Source organism: Vagococcus zengguangii (genome assembly GCF_005145005.1).
In the GTDB taxonomy this organism is placed as follows: domain Bacteria; phylum Bacillota; class Bacilli; order Lactobacillales; family Vagococcaceae; genus Vagococcus_A; species Vagococcus_A zengguangii.
Genome location: NZ_CP039712.1, coordinates 1,433,521 through 1,453,397 on the forward strand (window position 1 = coordinate 1,433,521; position 19,877 = coordinate 1,453,397).

Here is a 19,877-nt window from a genome sequence, read left to right on the forward strand (position 1 = left end):
TCAAATTATATCATATTTAAAGCACGGTTTTAGTCAAATTTTCCAGCCTGTTCAATTTCCGTCATTTTCTCTGCTAACAATTGATAACCATTTTTGAGTTGCCAATCTGGTTGTTCCCAAATAGCAGTAGCTTCTTGGCGAGCTGTCTCTAGAATATCGAAGTCCACCACCATGTCACCGACTTGAAATTGCGGCATTCCTGACTGTCGAGCGCCAAAGAATTCTCCGGGTCCGCGCATTTCCAGATCTTTTTGACTCAAGACAAAGCCATCTGTTGTTTCTGTCATGATTTTCATTCGTTCGATACCCGTATCGTTTTTCGGTGCCGAAACTAGAATACAATATGACGCGTCGCTCCCACGCCCTACTCGCCCTCTTAACTGATGAAGCTGTGCTAGACCAAAACGTTCCGCATCCATAATCATCATGATGGTCGCATTCGGCACATTCACACCTACTTCGATTACCGTGGTTGAAACGAGAACTTGTAACGCATTATTTTTAAATTGCTTCATAATCTCATCTTTTTCAACTGGCTTCATTTTACCGTGCAGTAGCCCCACTTGAAATTCCGGTGCATAATACTGTTGTAACGTTTCAAATAATTCAGTCGCATTTTTCAAATCTAATGATTCTGATTCTTCTATTAAAGGACAGATAACATAAACTTGATGACCTTTACGTAACTCTTTGGCCGACCAGTCCAGCACCGTATTAAGTTGCTGTGGTTTGACCCAACGTGTCGTAATCGGAATACGGCCAGCTGGTAACTCATCAATAACTGAAACATCCATCTCACCATAGGCAGTAATCGCGAGCGTACGCGGAATTGGCGTGGCGGTCATAAATAAGACATCTGGATGGTTGCCTTTTTCACGCAAAGCTTGACGTTGTTTCACCCCGAAACGGTGTTGCTCATCGGTAATTACCAAACCGAGATGATGATAGTCTACCCCATCTTGAATTAAAGCATGGGTTCCGACAATAATATCTAACTCATGATTGGCTAACTGCGCTAAAATTTCACGTTTTTCTTTGGCTTTGGTCGAACCAGTCAGAAGTGCAATTTTCACTTCAGCGTCTTTAAATAAATCGGTCAAACTTAAGTAATGTTGTTCGGCTAATATCTCAGTTGGCACCATCATCGCCCCTTGAAAACCAGCTGTTACCGCAGCGTATAATACAATAGCCGCAATAACCGTCTTCCCACTACCAACATCCCCTTGTAGTAAGCGATGCATGTGTAAGGGACTACGCATGTCACGACAAATTTCATTCGTCACACGTTTTTGGGCTCCAGTCAACTCAAACGGCAACGTCTCAATAAAGGCTTTTAAGCGTGCATTATCGTATAGAATCTCAGTCCCTATATCACTCGTCTTTTCTTGATGACGTAGTTGCTGCATACGCATTTGGAATTCAAAAAACTCTTCAAATACCATACGATGACGTGCTGCTTGATTTTGACTCATCGTTTCAGGAAAGTGCATCGCTTTAACTGCTTCTTGTCGGTCTAACAATTGATACTTTTCAACTAACTCATCAGGTAACCAATCTTGGATAAGCGGTAAATAACCATCAATTCCTTTAGCGATAATATCAACTAAGGTCTGCTGACGAACTTTCTTATTCACATGATAAATCGGCGCAAATTCATCCACACCTTCTTGTTGAGAGCCACTGCTTAATATTTTAATTCCCATTAGTGATTGGCGTTTGCTATCCCACTTACCGTAAACAGTAATTTCTTCGCCCATGTGAATTTGTTTTTGCAAGAAATGTTGGTTGAAGAATGTCACCTTGACGACGACGTGTTCTTGGCGCATATTGAAGGCTAGACGATTTTTTTTGTATCCAAAATGCGATACGACCGCCTCCGTCACAACCGTTCCTTTTAAAACCACTTTTTCTTGATCGGCAATTTCTTCGATTTGACGCAATTGAAAATCATTATAGCGAAACGGATAATAGGTAATTAATTGTTCAATCGTTTCGATACCTAATGATTGTAACTGCTCAACTTTTTTCGGTCCCACACCTGATAATACCGCAACAGAATCCTTTAATGATTTCAACTTTCTTCACCTCTTTAAAACAAAAAGACTATGACGCAGTGTCACAGTCTTTTTAATTTTTTATATTTTCTGTAAAGCTAAACGTACTCGAAAGCAAAACACTCATTTAAGCACTTTATGCAATCCGGCTTTCTGCATCAGCTTCTGCGGTAATATGTCACGATTCTCAAAAATTGTTGCACAATTTTCGGCATCTTTCGCATATTACTTGAAGCTAAACGATGCCTCAAGCACTTTACGTAATCCGGCTTTCGCGTGTAACTCTTGCCAAAATAAGTCGTATTGCTACAAAAATTTGAAAAGCAATTTTCTACGCAATCCGGCTTATTTTTCAGAGTTGTTCAACACGCTCAAGCACTTTATTCTACAGAGAAGATATATGGATAAACAGGTTGGTCTCCTTGGTGGATTTCAACTTCTAGTTCATCGTTTAAGTCTAGTACGGCTGCTTCGATTTCTTCAGCTTCGGCTTGTGTACCTTCTTCACCGATAATAATTGTAACGATTTCGCTATCTTCAGTTAACATTTTTTCAATTGTTTTAACAGAAGAAGTTAAACGTTCTGGTTCTGAAACAACGATTTTACCTTCTACCATTCCGATGAAGTCATCTTGGTGAATTTCTAAACCGTCAATGGTTGTATCTCTAACGGCTGTTGTCACCTGTCCACTTGCTACTTCGTCAAGCATCGCAATCATTGCTTCTTTATTTTCTTCTAATGATGCTTGATCATTGAAGCCTAATAAAGCTGACATTCCTTGAGAAATAGTTTTTGCAGGCACAACGACTGCTGGAATTTCACTCACTTCAGCTGCTTGATCAGCTGCCATGAAGATGTTTTTATTATTTGGTAAAATAATGACTTTCTCAGCATGCACTTCATCGATAGCTTTCATAATATCTTCAGTACTTGGGTTCATCGTTTGACCACCACTGATGACATAGTTAGCTCCCATGCTTAAGAACAATTCTTTCACGCCTTCACCGGCTGCGATAGCAATCACGCCATAAGGTTTACGTGGTGTATCAGCTTTCACTTCGTGTGAATGATCTGATTCTAAAATTGTTTCGTGTTGAACACGCATATTATCTACTTTAATTTTGATTAATGAACCAAATTTTTGACCGTAGTTCATGACTTCACCAGGGTATTCTGTATGAATGTGAACTTTAATCACTTCATCATCTGCAACCACTAATAATGAATCACCTAATTCATTTAAGTAGTTACGGAAAGTATCATAGTCAAATTCGCTATCAACCGTTTCACCTTCACCGATACGAACCATGATTTCTGTACAGTAACCGAATTTAATATCTTCAGTTGCCACGTGTCCAGCCACACTACGGTGATGCTCAGCGTTCACCATTTCTGTCATTTCAGCAGGTGTTGGTTGATAAACAGGTGTTTCTAATTCTTTACCTGATAAAACACTTAAAAATCCTTCATAAATAAATAATAGCCCTTGACCACCGCTATCAACAACGCCAACTTCTTTAAGAACTGGCAATAAATCTGGTGTTTTGTCTAAAGATTTTTTAGCACCTTTGACAACTGCTTCCATTACTTCTAAGCAATCTTCTGTTTGTTGAGCTTTCTTAACACCAGCTTTAGCACTTTCACGTGCAACGGTTAAAATAGTCCCTTCAACAGGTTTCATAACTGCTTTATAAGCTGTTTCAACACCGTTAGCAAAAGCTGCTGCAAATTGTTCACTTGTAATTTCTTCAAAATCTACAATTGCTTTTGAGAAACCACGGAATAACTGAGATAAAATAACTCCTGAGTTACCACGAGCGCCCATTAATAAACCTTTTGATAATACTTTAGCTAATTCACCAACATGTTCAGATGTTGAACCACTAACGGCTTTAGCACCACTTGTCATTGATAAATTCATGTTAGTTCCAGTATCGCCATCTGGCACCGGAAAAACGTTTAACGAGTTAACGTACTCAGCATTTTGGTCCAAACGCATCGAACCTGCTTGTACCATTGCTTGAAATTGACCCGCTTTAATTGTTTTGATATCCACTTGATAAATCCTCCCTTTAGTCAAGACTACCTTCCTAATTATTCTGGTAGTACACGTACACCTTGGACAAAGACATTAACTGAATTGGCAGTAATGCCTAACATTGTCTCTAAATTGTATTTTACTTTCTCTTGAACGTTCTTAGATACTTCTGAAATTTTTGTGCCGTAGCTAATGACAGTATAAACATCAACTGCTACACCATTTTCTTCCTGACGTACAACAACGCCACGAGCATAGTTTTCTTTACGAAGGATTCCATTCAAATTATCTTTAATTTGATTCTTACTAGCCATGCCGACAATACCATAAATCTCAGTGGCAGCTCCGCCAACCACAGTGGCAATTACTTCATTGCTAATTTCGATAGTTCCTGCTTGTGTATTAATTTTAACAGTCATAAACATATCCTCCTTAAGGCACAAAGGCCCATATTCTTAAACCATTTTATCATAACCCTTGTCAGAATAAAAGTGAAAGTATTGTTTATCTATACATTTTCTGTAAATTTCATAATACTTTTTTATTTTTTCTTACGGTTAAAGTCTTGCATTGATACCCGATTTATGATAAATTAATCAAGTATGAGTAAACAAATTAACGCTTCAATATCAAAGCAAAGGAGGAAGAACCATGGCAAAAGAATGTTATATCACTGGACGTAAAGCTAGATCTGGTAACACTCGCTCTCACGCGATGAATTCATCTAAACGTACTTGGAAAGCTAACCTACAAAAAGTTCGCATTTTAGTAGACGGTAAACCTAAGAAAGTTTGGGTTTCAACTCGTGCTTTGAAATCAGGTAAAGTTGAGCGTGTTTAATAATTAAATTAAAGACAGACATCTAACATGTTTTAGGTGTCTTTTTTTATATCAATTTTCCATATAAAAAACCAACGATCAGTGCCCTCTTCCTGGGAAGCTATCGTTGGTTTTTCGTTTAACTTATTGTTTATCCACGCTTTGAATCACTGCCACAATCCCACTATCGAAACTAAAACGAGTACTTTCGCCTACAAATTCATTAGACGCATAGCTCTTTGGGTACGGACAATCTGCTTTATCAAGCAAATACTTAGCATCATATAAAGATAACCCCGTTACTGGCGTCAAACAAACAAAAGCTAAATACTTTTTATCCGCTTCTTTGCTGATTCGATGTTCACCAGGTAAAAAATACTGCAAACTGTTCTGTTCATCTCGCAAAGTAATTTTCGTCGCTAATTCAATATTTTGCCAATCAAGCGGTAGCCACAAATTAGCAAGGAAATGATCCCAACGCCCACCTGAAGCACCAATAATCGTAATTGAATGATTCGGATAGCGTCGCAACGCTTCAAAAACAGCCAATTCTGTATCAGTAAAATCTTTTTCCGGTTGCGCAGTTATGACCTCTTTGGCATGATGTTTAACGTGTGCTAATTCATCAGCACTTAATGAATCAAAATCACCCACAGCAAGAGTAGGAGCAATCCCCCGTTCAACTAAAAATAAACTACCTCTGTCAACACCAATCCAGACATCTTGTTTGGAAAAAGCCGCAAGTGACGGCCAAAGACTTGGCTCACCACCCGCGACTATCATCACTTGTTTCATTTTAGTTCACCGCATCGCGTAACGCTTGAATACGCTCAGCTGGATTTTCAGCCGCATAGACAAAAGAACCTGCCACAAAAACATCCGCACCAGCATCGGCACAAGCTTTAATCGTTTGGTCAGTTACGCCACCGTCAACTTCAATTTCGTAGTGATAGCCTTTTGCTTCACGAATCGCTGCAACTTGCGCAATTTTATCCGTTACTTCAGGAATAAATGATTGCCCACCAAATCCTGGATTAACCGTCATTAACAAGACCATATCAACCATACTCAGCACATGTTCAATTGCACTAACTGGCGTACCTGGATTAATGACAACACCTGCTTTTACGCCTAAATCTTTAATCATTTGAACACCACGATGTAAATGAGGCGTACTTTCGGCATGAATCACGATGAAATCCGCTCCTGCTTTGGCGAAATCTTCAATATAACGCTCAGGTTCAACAATCATCAAGTGAACGTCTAAAGGTAATTTAGTCACCGGGCGTAAGGCTGCCACAATATTTGGCCCCAACGTGATATTCGGTACAAACTGACCGTCCATGACATCAATATGGATGTAATCTGCTCCTGCCTTCTCAACTAAGACAACGTCTCTTTCTAAATTCGCAAAATCAGCGCTCAAAATAGATGGTGCAATCTTCATATAGTTATCCCTCTTCCTTCTTCAAGTAGTAATTAACGTTTATTTTTCCCATACATTGGTTTACGATTTTCAAGCTCGGATAAAATTTGCAAGTAATTATCATAACGTTCTTGCGCAATCTCGCCAGCTTCAACTCGAGCTTTCACTTCACATTTAGGTTCATGTACGTGTTTACACTCGCGAAACTTGCAATAATCACTCGCTTCATTGATTTCGATAAACTGCTTAGATAACTCGGGCAACTCCATTTGCGGAATATCAATCGCACTAAAACCTGGTGTATCGCCAACTAAACCACCTTCTAACGGAATCAACTCAACGTGACGTGTTGTATGTTTCCCGCGACCTAAGTATTGTGAAATCTCACCAGTCTTCAAATCTAGTTCAGGCGAAATTTTATTAATTAGCGTTGATTTACCCGCACCCGTTTGTCCCATAAATACCGTCACCTTATCATGGAAAAGTGCTGAAATCTCACCAACCAACTCATCAGATTGACCAAATTTGGGCAATAATACGTGATAACCAATTTTCATAAAGTAATCAGCATAGCCTTTAATTCTTTCGTATCCTACTTCATCTAATAAGTCTGTTTTTGTAAAATACAAAATGGGCGTAATCTTGTTGTATTCTAAATAGACTAAAAAACGGTCTAATAAATTCTCAGAAAAATTCGGTTCCTTACAACTAATAATCAAGACAGCTTGATCGATATTGGCAACGGGTGGACGAATTAATTCGTTTTTACGAGGTTCGATAGCTAAAATATAGCCTTCCGTCAACGAATCAAATTTAAACTCGACCTCATCTCCCACTAACGGGGTAATATTCTTATTTCTAAAGTTACCTCGGGCTCTTGTCTGATATGTTTCGCCATCAGCGTAAACATAATAAAAACCACTCAGCGCTTTTCTGATTTGTCCTTTTGCCATAGGGCCTCCTTTTTTGCCATTAATTAGTACTAGTATACCACAATTATCATCGAATAAAAAAACTCTAACGAGAAAAACCAGCACTTGGTTTATCGTTAGAGTTTTTAAAGTTAGATCTATTATTCAGTCTCTTGATCAGATTGTTCATCTGGCTTAACTTCTTCACTTGATGATGGTTTATCTTCGTCAGATGATGCCTCTGTTTCAACTTCTACTTCGCTTGATGACGTTGGCTCAGAAGGTATTTCTGATTCACTCACCGACTCACTTGATTCTTCAACTACTGGTTCTGGTCCTTTAGACAACGTAATCATAACCGAATTCCCTTTAACTAAACTTGCACCCGGACCAGGTGATGTACTGATAACCGAATTTTCTGGAATCATATCCGAAAATTCACTTGAACCTTGTGTGAAACCAAGACCCTGACTATTTAAATAGTTTATAGCTTCAGTTAAGGTATAACCCGTTAAGTCATCTAATAAAATCGCTTCAGTCCCCACACTGACTTTCAATATAACTGTACCCTTTTCTAAGGAAATACTCGAACCGCCTGCTGGTGATTGACTTACCACCGTGCCAGGTTCATAATCAGGATCTTCCACTTCCTCTACAGTAATACGTTTATCTTCAATTCCTAATGAGGTCAATTCACGTTTAGCTTCCGATAGACTCATACCAATAAAATTACTGATTTCAATTTTTTCAGACCCTTTGCTAACGGTCAAAACAATCGTCTCGGTTTTAAAAGCTTTCGTACCGACACGAGGTGATGTTCTAATCACATGATCCTTTTCAATCGTTTCAGAATATTCCTCTTGATAATCATCTGACACTTTAAAACCTTTATCTGCTAATGCTGTAATAGCATCATCAACCGTTAACCCTGACACATCCGGGACTTTAGTTCCTGATGGCGCAAAAAAGATACCAGCTAACACCGCCAAAACAGCTAAAACTAAAAATAAGGCGACGCGTCGTTTACGTCCACGTTTTTTTTGTGGTTTCTCCGTCGTGTCTAACTTAGATACCATTTCATCAGTCTCACGTTTCACAGCCGGCTCTTTAACTTGCGTTACTTGTTGTACGTGTGTGTCTGTAATTGGTGTTAAACGTTTTGTCTCATCATCCATCACTGATTTAGGTTCAAAAATGGGCTCATTTGCACGATTGGGTAACAAACAAGTCAACAAATCATTGGCCATTTCTTCTGCCGATACATAACGATCGGATGGCTCTTTAGTTGTTGCCTTCAAAATAACATTTTCCAAACTTTGAGGAATGTCAGGATATTGTTCACGTACCGACGGCATATCAGATTGAAAATGTTTCAATGCAATGGAAACAGCTGATTCACCTTCAAACGGCACTTTTCCCATTAGCAATTCGTATAATATTATCCCTAAAGCATATATATCAGACTGACGAGTTGCCATACTACCACGAGCTTGTTCTGGTGATAAGTAATGTACCGAACCTAATAACGTGTTCGTTTGCGTTAACGATGTTTCAGATAGGGCAATGGCAATACCAAAGTCTGCAATTTTCACATTACCTTGTTCGTCCATCAAAATATTTTGTGGCTTCAAGTCACGATGAATGATACGATGCTCGTGGGCTAAACCAATTGCTGATAACACTTGTTGCATAATCGCAATCACATGTTCTGTTGGCAGCGGATAATTATCTCGAATATATTTTTTCAAATCAGTTCCATGGACGTATTCCATAATTAAATATTGACGATTATCTTCTTGTCCAACATCATAGATACCAACAATATTCGGATGTACTAATTCTGATGCCGCTAATGCCTCACGTCGAAACCTTCTAATTGCAGTTTCATCCTCTAGGAAATCAAATCGCAAAACCTTTACCGCTACTTCACGATCCAAAATCAAATCGTAGGCAAGATATACGTTTGCCATTCCGCCGCTTCCAATGCTACGAATTACTCGGTAACGTCCGTTTATTTTGTCACCAATTTCTACCATTATTCTTCACCTTCTTCGCCTTCAAAATCCATCAAGAGAACGGTAATGTTATCTTTACCTCCTGCTTCATTTGCGATTTCAATCAACTTTGTGACTTTTTCTTTCAAGGCTATCTCACTTGCCACAATACGTAACATTCTTTCATCTGGCACCATATTACTTAAACCGTCTGAACACAAAATAATATAATCATTTAATACCAAGTCAAGCTTAATTACATCAATCTCAACTTCCATCGGCAATCCTAAAGAACGTGTTAGAACGTTTTTTCTAGGATGTAATTGAGCCTCTTCTTTTGAAATCTCACCTGTTTTCACTAGCTCATTTACTAGTGAATGGTCTTCTGTGACTTGGACAATTTCACCATCACGAACTAAATACGAACGGCTATCGCCAACATTGGCCAGAATCACACGTTTATCAATTACAACAGCCGCTACAATAGTTGTACCCATACCCGCTCGTTCTGGATATTGGACACCTTCTTCATAAATGCGATGATTCAACACTTGAATTTCCGCATTTAACCAGCTTATAACGATTTCTTCCTCATCAATATCGGTTTGTTCCCAAACAGATCCTAATTGGTTAACCGTTAATTGACTCGCAACATCGCCAGCTTGATGTCCTCCCATACCGTCAGCAACAATCGCTAGAGCGATATTTTTTTGGTTAAGATATAATCCGACCGAGTCTTGATTACTTGAACGTTTTTTACCTACATTCGTTTGGAAAGCAACTTTCATTTTTTCACACCTCTTGTCAATTGCTCGTTTATTTAGCTTTTCTTTGCAAACTGCAAATGAAAAATCCATCTGTACCGTACTGGTGTGGATATAACGTTATCCACTTCTCCTTTGAAGCAAATGGTTCAGCACCAGCCACTTCAATAATCTCAAATTCCGGATGATTAATAAGAAACTGTTGGACAACTTCCTGATTCTCTTCAGGTAAAATCGTACACGTACTATACGTAATGATACCATATTGCTTGACCTTAGTTGCAACACTTTCCAAAATTTCTAGTTGAATTTTGGGTAAATTGGCAAAATCACTAGGCTTTTTACTATATTTAATATCTGGTTTACGGCGCAATAACCCTAGACCAGAGCACGGGGCATCCACTAAAATTTTATCAAAGGTTTCATCTTCAAACATCTCACTTACTTGACGCGCATCAAGCTGTTGAGCGGTTACCACATCACCAAGATGCAGACGTTCGGCATTTTTTTCAATCAATTTTGTTTTATGTTGATGAATATCTAGTCCTAGTACACGACCACCTTGCTCAGCTTCTAAATATTGCGCAATATGCGTTGTTTTACCACCTGGCGCTGCACAAGCATCTAAGACATAATCACTTGGTTGCAGTTGTAAACTTGGCGCCACCAGCATCGAACTTTCATCTTGAATGGTAATTTCACCACGTTCAAACAAGCTACTTCCAGCTAAGAAACCTGTTGGACCAACAATCCCAACTGGTGAAACTTTAGAGGCTTCAACCTCATAACCATCTTCTTGTAAAAAGGCTATGGCTTCTGTTTGCGTCATATATTTTGTATTCACTCGCGCACTTGAACGACTTGTTTCAACTAACGACTCACCTAAGGCAATCGTTTCTTCTTCACCAATCGTTGCAATTAGCTTCTCTACTAACCATTCCGGCAAACTTAATTGAATCGATAAACGTTCTGTCGCATCTTTAATCTTTGATAAATCAGGACGTTCTTGACGTAAAACATTACGTAAAACACCATTCACGAATTTACCGATACCTGGATTACCATAGGCTTTAGCAATCTCAACCGCATCATTTACCACGCCATGAGCAGGCACGCGGTCTAAATAGGTAAGTTGATAAAGTGACAATAATAATAACTGTTTAACCCAAGGCTCAATTTTTTTCGCTTTTTGAATAAAGGGTGCTAAGTAATACTCAAGTGTCAATTGACGACTCAGTGTCCCGTAGACAATTTCCGTCATTAAACGAGCATCGCGAGCATCTAAGTTACCTTCGCGAATCCCTTTGTCGACTAATAAATTTGAATACGCTTGATTTTGACTAACTTGCGTTAATAAGTTCATCGCAACGAAGCGCGGATTTTTTTTAATTTTATGTGGTACATGTTTTTGATTTATTTTACTCATTAGTTTAATTGATCGCCAACTGCTGTTTGACGACCTACTCCATTTAAGAATTCTTGAGCGGTTAACGCTCCTTTACCGGCAGGTTGAATAGTTGTGACGTGATAAACACTACCATCTCCACAAGCAACCGTAAAATCTTTTTTATTAACTGCGACAATTGTGCCAGGGGCTTGCTCGGTTGTTTCTTCACCGACAAAACCACCTTGGATTTTCCAGCGTGTGTCTTGATTCATGGTGAAAGCAACTGGCCAAGGGAATAAGCCACGTACTTGGCAATCAACTTCACTTGCTGTTTTTTGCCAATCAATTTGCTCTTGCTCACGCGAAATATTAGGTGAATAGGTTGCTTCCTCATCATTTTGTTGAATCGGTGTCAGCTTGCCTGCTAGTAACTCAGGAATCGTTTCTAATAATAAATCGTGACCCACTTGGCTTAATTTATCAAACATTGTCCCAACATTATCGTTGTCTTCAATCGGAATCGCACGTTGTGTTAATATATCACCGGCATCCATTTTTTTGACCATACGCATGATAGTAACACCTGTTTCCTTATCTCCGTTCATAATCGAATAGTGAACCGGTGCACCCCCACGGTATTTTGGTAATAATGACGCATGCACATTGACCGCACCAAACGTTGGCGCATTAAGTAAACTTTCTGGTAAAAATTGACCAAAAGCCGCTGTGACAATTAAATCCGGCGCTAATTCTAAAACTCGTGCCATCTCAGGTGAACCTGAAATTTTTTCCGGTTGTAAAATTTCTAGGTCATGTTTTAAGGCTGCTTCTTTAACAGGTGGCGGTGTTAATACTTTTTTACGACCAACTGGACGGTCTGGTTGCGTTACAACTGCTAATACTTCATAACCAGCTGTAATCAAACCTTCTAAAATTGGGACTGAAAAATTAGGCGTCCCCATAAAAACAATTTTAGTCATTTTCTAGTTCCTCCATGTATTGTACCATTTCTTCTTCGGTCATTAGTTTCGTTGCTTTATCAATGAATAAGCCGCCATCTAAATGATCCATCTCATGTTGAATAATGCGTGAAAAATAATCATCGGCTTCTAATTCGTACTCAACGCCTTCGCGGTCAAAATAACGAATCACGATACGGTCATAACGCGGCACTAGACCATATTGACCTGGAATACTTAAACACGCTTCAATATCTACTGTTTCGCCCTCATAAGCGACCAACTCTGGATTAATTAATTCTAAAATATCATCCTCTTCGTCAGCTTGAATAACTGCTACGCGTAATGATTGACCAATTTGTGGCGCTGCTAAGCCTACGCCATCATGGGCTACCATTGTTTCATACATGTTATCTAACATTGTGACTAACTCTTCGGTAATTGCGGTCACTTTCTCTGCTTTACGTTTTAATAATTTATCTGGGTGTAACACCACTGGATATTTCATCTTTTTCCTCATTTCAAGTCATCAAACAAAATTCAAGGGGTCAGTATCAACTGACAATTTCAACCCTTTGCTAATTTCTGCTTGGTTATTTTCTAAAATCGTGCGTAAGTACGCATATAAATTAGGTTCGACTTTATATTTTATCACAATTTGGTAAAAATAACGATTATTGACACGCATAATTGCTTTTGGCGTTGGGCCTAAGACAATCGCTTGGTCACTTAATTGCTCTTTCAATCCTAGTAATATGTCATACATCTTCTTCGCCACCACATTTTCTTCCGGGTGACTAGCGATAATTTGCGCCGTAAAATAATAAGGCGGATAATTTGCTTCGTGCCTAATCTTCATCTCATAACGGAAAAATCGCTCATAGTCTTGGCGTTGCGCGAGTTGAATCGCGTAATGTTCAGGATTGAACGTTTGAATGACGACTTCACCAGGCTTATCACCACGACCCGCTCTACCACTCACTTGTGTCAACAACTGGAAGGTACGCTCACTCGCACGAAAGTCTGGCAAGTTAAGCGCCGTATCCGCATTTAAGACACCTACTAAGGTAACGTTTGGAAAATCTAGCCCTTTAGCGATCATCTGAGTCCCTAGCAAAATATCCGCTTCATGATTACCAAATTGTTCTAGTAGCCGTTCGTGTGCGCCCTTACGACGGGTCGTATCGACATCCATACGTAAAATTCTCGCTTCTGGAAACAGTTGTTGCAATTCTTCTTCCACCTTTTGCGTGCCTGTTCCATAATAACGAATTTTCTGACTTTGACAATCAGGACATGTATTCGGAATCTCTTCTTCATGTCCACAATAATGACATTTCATCGAGTGACTGTCCATATGTAAGGTTAGTGATATATCACAGTTTGGACACGGCACAACATAGCCACAATCACGACACATGACAAATGATGAATATCCTCGACGATTCAACATTAACACGACTTGTTCTTTACGTTGCAAGCGAGTGTGAACTTTTTCTAACAAATGACGAGAAAAAGTCTGCATTTTACCAAACGTTTCAGCTTCAGTCATGTCGATGATTTCAGTTGTAGGTAGACTACTAGCTTGACTCGCACGTTGTGTTAAATATAATGATTGATAAACATTTTTTTGCGCACGAGCACGCGTCTCTAATGACGGCGTTGCGCTTCCTAGCACAACCGGACACTGATGATAATTTGCACGCCAAATCGCTAAGTCACGCGCATGATAACGTGGATTCTCTTCTTGCTTATAACTACTCTCATGTTCTTCATCAATAATAATGACCCCTAAATTATCAAGTGGTGCAAAAATAGCTGAACGTGCCCCAACGACCACTTTGGCTTCACCACGTTCAATTTTTCGCCATTCATCGTATTTTTCTCCGACTGATAAAGCACTATGTAATACTGCCACTTCAGGACCAAATCGTTCTTTAAAACGACGAACAGTTTGGGGCGTTAATGAAATTTCTGGCACCAATACAATCCCAGTTTTCCCTTCATTCAATACTTCAGCAATTACTTGTAGATAAACCTCGGTTTTCCCACTACCAGTAATCCCTTGCAGTAAGAAAGTTTGCGCTTGACGTTCCTGAACAGCTTGAGTAATGGCTTCGTAGGCCGCTTGCTGTTCAGCATTCAAGGTAGCCGCATACGTTTGTTTGAACGAGTGATTCGCATAGGGATCACGTTGTACTTCACGTTCAACAATTTCAACCCAGCCTTTAGTCTCACCTGTTTTAATTGCTGGGGCGGATAACTCATAAAGTTCTTTCGCTTCGCTATTTGATATCGCATTACCGTCTAACATTAATAAAACATCCACTAAGAGATGCTGTTGCTTGGCATTTGGTTTAAGTGATGCTTTAACCTCGACTAATTCAGATTGCGACAAGCGTGCCTTAAAACCACGAGCGGTTTTGGCACGATTTTTTTTATTTACGATGTATACAACATCAACTAATTCTTCTTGGCGAAGTTTCATAATGACAGGTAATTTACCTTGTTGTTCAGCCAGTTCCCAACTTAGCTCTGATAGACCATCAAAGACGTCATCGATAATAGTTTGCGGACAGTGCTCCCGGACTACTACTTTTTTATCATAAGAGGCTTTCATGACATTCGGAAGCATCGTTTGAAAACACGTGATTTTAAACGCCAAAGTTGTCCGGCGCATCTCATCAGCTAATTCTAATAACTCTGGTGAAAGAACTGGTACTAAATCCATCGGCGCCTCAATCCTTTTCAACAATGTTGTCTCCGTTGGTGATATATTATCTTTAATTTCAATAACAAACCCTTGGATTTTACGGTTACCATTACCAAAGGGGACAATTACGCGCATACCAGGTTTAATTTTATCTTCTAAGGCTTGCGGAATAAGATATGAATAAGGCAAGTCTGTTTGCATGGTAGGGACATCGACGATTACTTCTGCTACTTTTTGCACATTCTTACCTCCTTAACGTTTCTTCCAATTGCTTCTATTTTACTAAAGTATCAATGATTTGTCTGTTACAAAAAGAATAGAGCTGAGACATCGCTGCCACAGCTCCATAAATGGAATATTTTACTTGAAGCTAAACGCATCTTCAAGCACTCTATGCTTCTTCTCTTAGTTTTGCTTCTAGTTCATTGCGTTCGCGTTTTTTTTCGGCCAAATGTATTTCTTCTTTTTGGCGTTGTAGTTCGCGTTTTAATTCTGGGTTAGGGTCGATAACAACATCGCCCATTTCAATTTCTTCTAAAGCTTGACCAACATTTTTAACTGAATAAAAGTTTTCTTTCATTGGTGTTGCGCCTAATTCTAATTCATGGGCGCGTTTACTAGCTAAAATTACTAATGAGTACTTTGAATCGACTTTCTCTAATAATGAGTCGATTGATGGTTTTAACATCATTTGTCTACCACTCCTTCATCATTTCTTTATAATGTGCTAAAACATTCGATACTTTCAAATGTTCACTTTCGATAATATGTTCAATACGCTCAACGGCTAATTCAATTTTATCATTAACAACCGCATAATCATAGTGGCTCATCATTTCGATTTCTTGTTTCGCTACTTCCATACGCTCTTCAATGACAGACATTTCATCTGTACCACGTCCGATAATACGTGCTTTTAATTCACCTAAATCAGGTGGTGTCAAGAAGATAAAAATACCATTAGGCACTTTTTCTTTGACTTTCATCGCACCTTGTACTTCAATTTCTAAAAATACATCGTAACCCTGATCAAGTGTTTGATTAACATAATCAAGCGGTGTACCATAATAGTTACCAACATACTCAGCATGCTCTAACATTTTGCCTTCTTCGATTAATCGTTCAAATTCCTCACGACTGCGGAAAAAGTAATCAACACCGTCGACTTCTCCATCACGCATATTACGAGTGGTCATTGATACTGAATATTTTAATTCATTGCCTTCTTTTTCAAACAAGGCTTTTCTTACTGTCCCTTTACCTACACCAGATGGTCCTGACAAGATAAATAATAGTCCTCTTCTTGACATGTTGTCGTCCTCTCTACTTTTCAATAGTATCTTTTATATTACGTTAAAATCGTTAGAATTTCAAGAGATAAACGACATTTACAGACGTATTTATTCGATATTTTGAATCTGTTCTTTAATCTTTTCAAGGGTTGTTTTCATTTGCACGATGGTTTCTTTAATTTGAATATTGACCGACTTTGAACCGGTCGTGTTGACTTCACGATTCATCTCTTGTAATAAGAAGTCAAACTCGCGGCCAATCGCTCCTTCAGTCCTTAATAATTCACGTGCTTTCTTAATGTGAATCACTAAGCGATCTAACTCTTCTTGGATGTCGCCTTTTTCAATTAACAAGGCTAATTCTGTCAACAAGCGCCCCTCTTCATAATGCTCACCGACTTCTTGGCTTAAACGTTTTTCTAAACGGGTACGGTAATCTTGTTCAATCTGAGGGACCATCGTTTTAACACGCAACATCTGCTCTTCAAATTCCATCAATAATTCTGTTAATACGCTAGCAATCTGCTGACCTTCAGCTTGGCGACTTGTATCCAATTGTTGAACAGCTTCTAGGAAGGTTTGCTTAATCAATTCTAACGACTCTTCAGTTAGCTCTTTATTTTCTTCTACTTCAAAAAACTGTTGGTTGCCAATTAGCCCTGTCATGATAGCTTCAGGACTAAACATTTGATTAGCATAACGCATTTCACTTGCTTCATTTAAAGATGATACTAACTCATCTAATAATTCCCAATGAACGACCAATTTTTGTTGCGCTTCACCACTGTTTTTTAACGTGATGTAACTTTCTACACGACCACGTTGAATTGCTTCTTTTAAAATAGTTTTGTAATCATTCTCGTACGCCAGCAATTCACGTGGCATTCTAAACTGAGCATCTAAAAAACGATGATTGACACTCTTAATTTCAACTTCAACTTGTAGTTGTTGGTTTATCTGTTGACTTTTACCAAATCCAGTCATACTTTTCATTTTGACAGGGCTCCTTTACGTTACATATTTTGCAAGGTTTCTTTTAAGGAATTAAATTCCTCATTTGATAACGTCACACCTTTACCCATTTTTTCATGGTTAGGTGACCAATCACGTAAATCAAATTTGGCTGGACGATCGTTCCAACTTACTAGATTTAATTCTTTGCGCCAACCTTTTGGATTTTCTGATAATACAGCGATTTCTTCAACGATTTCATATTTAAATTCTTGAGCCATCTTCGTTCCCTCTTTCTTCTATAAATGTTGCCAACATTTGCGCCATAATAACAAGTGGCGCATTTATTAAAGCGATTTTCTTATAAATATCGGTAGAAATTTTGTCTTGTAACCTCAAATCGGTTAACAATAACAACTGGGCGCGCTCACTGATGAGTGGCGTATTACCAAAATAACGGTGCCAGTATTCTCCCATTGATAATAACATATCTGCCGACACTTGTGTCTTCTCGCCACGAGCTTGATCATATGCCATCACTATTTCTTCAATAAACGATTCGTAAGAATATACTTGCGTAGGCACAACACCTAATATTTTAGCAAGATGTTCAAACAAATCAAACAACCATGTATGAACTGAAACCCTGTCATTACTTAACTTACGAATTTTCCTAATGATTGCATCTAATTCATCATTTGAAAGAACCTTAATTTGCTTGTCACTAAATACTCGGCGTAATAGACGATAATTAATTGCTCGCAAAGGTTGTTGTTCAGCTGCATAATTAAAGCTATAATGTCTACCACTCAAATCACCTAGCATTTTCTTAGCTTCTAAGTAACCTAGTTTAATATTCCATTTCGAACGCTCATGATCAAATAACAACACAGTCCCTAACGACCAATGACTTCTTAGCATGCGAACTGGTATTTCCGGCGCAATCGTATTTATTTTCGTCACACCAGGACCGACGATATCGACAACCATCAAACTTGTCGCCCCTCGCTCTAACGCGACATCCAGCGGAATATTATTGCGATAGCCACCATCAATGTAGGCTTCACCCTGCACATCTGTAGCCGACATAGCAGGGAAAAACGATGAAGATGCCAAAAGCCATTGTGAAACTAGCTCATCAGGTTGATTCTTAATCTCAATCACTTGTTCACGCATTGATCTCAAACGCGTTGTACACAAGTAAAAATCTGCCAAGTTTTGTTTAATTTTTCTTGGAATCAATAACTTATCAATCATTGTCTTAAGCGGCTCAGTACTGACACCTTTATTTAACAACGCCGCCTTAATGAAAGCTTGAATATTATCCAGAAGTTGTTCTGGCTGATAAACACTACCTTCACTTTCAAGGGGGAAATCCAATATTTTATCAGTCGCAATTTCTTCCCACATTTGCTTAGCTGCCTCAAAATCACCTTGCATGATTAAGCCGCCATTAAGCGCTCCAACTGAAGTCCCTGTAATAATGTTGATCGTCCAATCAACTTCGTTAAAAGCTTGCCAAGCACCAATTTGATACGCACCTTTGGCACCACCGCCACTAAGAACTAAGCCCTGGCGATATGTCGGTGTCAAGACTAAGCCTTCACTATCCGTTTCCGCACCCGCTTGTTTCAACCAATAGCGCCAAGACGGTTCACAGCTCGCTGTTTCAACCAAAATACTCCTAACGTTTGCCAACTCATGAGCCGCCTGTAACAGTTTAATCACCACATCACGCTCAATGTGATAGTTACCATTTAATAGCGCTTCTTCCAGGACTAATGTATTCTCATCACGAACTCGCCAACGTAAACCTAGCAAAATTTTTGAACCATAAATATAGAAAAACTGCTTACTTTCGGTTTGCTTCGGACGATAATAACCTTCGAACCACTTCACACGAAAGACTTGGTCTTTTGGTATTCTGATTACAATAGGACGAGCATTTTGTATAAATGAATCGATTTCTGACCATGATAATTGATAGTCCTCAACCAGTTCTCCAAACTTCATTTTGTCACCTCAACTTTTGTTTTCCTCTTCCATTATACCTTAAATTCCTTATCTTGATATTTATATGATTGGTTAGACGTTCATTGAACGATCATCGAATCTTCACAGCTATTAAGTTGAAAAATCCAATTTTATTGCGTATAATGAACGTATTAGTAAAAGTTTGGAGGAGAAAATATGGAGAAGCAAACAATGAAACATCAAGTCAAATACCTGACCAAAATCATTTCAAGCTCGTCACAACGTTTTCTCGCATCCTTCCTCGACGACTCTTTGATCACAAAAAAAGAGCAAGAAAAAATTAAATCACAATTAATTCGTGCTGCTTCTTTAAAAGCAACAACTGTTCTGCAAGTATCTGATACTATTACAGAACCTGTAGAAACACTCTATGGAAAAGTTAAGTACCATCCTTCTAACGAGACTACTGTCATTCTGAAAGACGAGAAGACTAAGACATTAAAAATGTTACCGATACATACAATTCGTAAAGTCAGCTTTATCGAACCATACCATTCAAAAATAAGCTAAAGGGCCATGACAAACGTCATGCCC

19 protein-coding genes are annotated in these 19,877 nt (G+C 38.8%); 2 read left to right on the forward strand and 17 right to left on the reverse strand.

Features of this window, described 5'->3' with window-relative positions; translation table 11 throughout:
• Nucleotides 1–29: 29 nt before the first annotated feature.
• The 3 genes from recG to FA707_RS06755 form a co-directional block, all read right to left on the reverse strand.
• Nucleotides 30–2,075 carry an ATP-dependent DNA helicase RecG gene (gene recG, locus FA707_RS06745; protein WP_136953511.1) on the reverse strand — a complete coding sequence of 682 codons (2,046 nt, stop codon included), beginning with the start codon at nt 2,073–2,075 and terminating at the stop codon, nt 30–32.
• Between the two features lie 359 nt (nt 2,076–2,434).
• Nucleotides 2,435–4,072, reverse strand: a complete 1,638-nt coding sequence (gene fakA / locus FA707_RS06750) for a fatty acid kinase ATP-binding subunit FakA (protein WP_138421348.1) — start codon at nt 4,070–4,072, stop codon at nt 2,435–2,437.
• Nucleotides 4,073–4,149: 77 nt separating this feature from the next.
• The gene (locus FA707_RS06755; RefSeq protein ID WP_136953513.1) at nt 4,150–4,512 is read right to left on the reverse strand and encodes an Asp23/Gls24 family envelope stress response protein; all 363 of its coding nucleotides are present in this window, start codon (nt 4,510–4,512) and stop codon (nt 4,150–4,152) included.
• Nucleotides 4,513–4,744: 232 nt separating this feature from the next.
• Between FA707_RS06755 and rpmB the strand changes: the two genes are divergently transcribed.
• Complete coding sequence (gene rpmB, locus FA707_RS06760; RefSeq protein ID WP_136953514.1) at nt 4,745–4,933, forward strand: 50S ribosomal protein L28; 189 nt, start codon at nt 4,745–4,747, stop codon at nt 4,931–4,933.
• 123 nt (nt 4,934–5,056) lie between these two features.
• Here rpmB and FA707_RS06765 read toward each other — a convergent pair whose 3' ends face one another.
• The 14 genes from FA707_RS06765 to FA707_RS06830 all read right to left on the reverse strand — a co-directional run bounded on the left by FA707_RS06765 (nt 5,057) and on the right by FA707_RS06830 (nt 19,322).
• Nucleotides 5,057–5,707, reverse strand: coding sequence for a thiamine diphosphokinase (locus FA707_RS06765; protein WP_136953515.1), 651 nt, complete (start codon nt 5,705–5,707; stop codon nt 5,057–5,059).
• Nucleotide 5,708: 1 nt separating this feature from the next.
• Complete coding sequence (rpe, locus tag FA707_RS06770; protein WP_136953516.1) at nt 5,709–6,359, reverse strand: ribulose-phosphate 3-epimerase; 651 nt, start codon at nt 6,357–6,359, stop codon at nt 5,709–5,711.
• Nucleotides 6,360–6,391: 32 nt separating this feature from the next.
• Nucleotides 6,392–7,291: a ribosome small subunit-dependent GTPase A gene (gene rsgA / locus FA707_RS06775; protein WP_136953517.1), complete on the reverse strand. Its 900-nt coding sequence runs from the start codon at nt 7,289–7,291 to the stop codon at nt 6,392–6,394.
• Nucleotides 7,292–7,410: 119 nt separating this feature from the next.
• Nucleotides 7,411–9,285: a Stk1 family PASTA domain-containing Ser/Thr kinase gene (gene pknB, locus FA707_RS06780; protein ID WP_136953518.1), complete on the reverse strand. Its 1,875-nt coding sequence runs from the start codon at nt 9,283–9,285 to the stop codon at nt 7,411–7,413.
• Complete coding sequence (locus FA707_RS06785; RefSeq protein WP_136953519.1) at nt 9,285–10,031, reverse strand: Stp1/IreP family PP2C-type Ser/Thr phosphatase; 747 nt, start codon at nt 10,029–10,031, stop codon at nt 9,285–9,287. The genes pknB and FA707_RS06785 overlap by 1 nt, the downstream gene beginning before the upstream one ends.
• Nucleotides 10,032–10,059: 28 nt before the next feature.
• Nucleotides 10,060–11,433, reverse strand: coding sequence for a 16S rRNA (cytosine(967)-C(5))-methyltransferase RsmB (gene rsmB / locus FA707_RS06790; protein WP_136953520.1), 1,374 nt, complete (start codon nt 11,431–11,433; stop codon nt 10,060–10,062).
• Entirely contained in the window at nt 11,433–12,374 is a 942-nt protein-coding gene (fmt, locus tag FA707_RS06795; RefSeq protein ID WP_136953521.1) for a methionyl-tRNA formyltransferase, read from the reverse strand. Before fmt ends, rsmB begins: the two co-directional genes overlap by 1 nt.
• The gene (gene def / locus FA707_RS06800) at nt 12,367–12,861 is read right to left on the reverse strand and encodes a peptide deformylase (RefSeq protein ID WP_136953522.1); all 495 of its coding nucleotides are present in this window, start codon (nt 12,859–12,861) and stop codon (nt 12,367–12,369) included. The genes fmt and def overlap by 8 nt, the downstream gene beginning before the upstream one ends.
• Nucleotides 12,862–12,882: 21 nt before the next feature.
• Nucleotides 12,883–15,306, reverse strand: a complete 2,424-nt coding sequence (gene priA, locus FA707_RS06805; protein WP_136953523.1) for a primosomal protein N' — start codon at nt 15,304–15,306, stop codon at nt 12,883–12,885.
• A gap of 151 nt (nt 15,307–15,457) precedes the next feature.
• Entirely contained in the window at nt 15,458–15,757 is a 300-nt protein-coding gene (rpoZ, locus tag FA707_RS06810; protein ID WP_136953524.1) for a DNA-directed RNA polymerase subunit omega, read from the reverse strand.
• A gap of 4 nt (nt 15,758–15,761) precedes the next feature.
• Nucleotides 15,762–16,376 (reverse strand): guanylate kinase, encoded by a 615-nt coding sequence (gene gmk / locus FA707_RS06815; protein WP_136953525.1) that lies wholly within the window; start codon nt 16,374–16,376, stop codon nt 15,762–15,764.
• Between the two features lie 90 nt (nt 16,377–16,466).
• A complete protein-coding gene (locus FA707_RS06820; protein WP_136953526.1) occupies nt 16,467–17,351 on the reverse strand; it encodes a YicC/YloC family endoribonuclease in 885 nt (294 codons plus the stop codon).
• Nucleotides 17,352–17,371: 20 nt separating this feature from the next.
• The gene (locus FA707_RS06825; protein ID WP_136953527.1) at nt 17,372–17,590 is read right to left on the reverse strand and encodes a YdbC family protein; all 219 of its coding nucleotides are present in this window, start codon (nt 17,588–17,590) and stop codon (nt 17,372–17,374) included.
• The gene (locus tag FA707_RS06830) at nt 17,574–19,322 is read right to left on the reverse strand and encodes a patatin-like phospholipase family protein (protein ID WP_136953528.1); all 1,749 of its coding nucleotides are present in this window, start codon (nt 19,320–19,322) and stop codon (nt 17,574–17,576) included. The genes FA707_RS06825 and FA707_RS06830 overlap by 17 nt, the downstream gene beginning before the upstream one ends.
• Before the next feature lie 177 nt (nt 19,323–19,499).
• On the opposite strand from FA707_RS06830, the gene FA707_RS06835 reads away from it, so the two are divergent.
• Nucleotides 19,500–19,853 (forward strand): hypothetical protein, encoded by a 354-nt coding sequence (locus FA707_RS06835; RefSeq protein WP_136953529.1) that lies wholly within the window; start codon nt 19,500–19,502, stop codon nt 19,851–19,853.
• Nucleotides 19,854–19,877 lie beyond the last annotated feature (24 nt).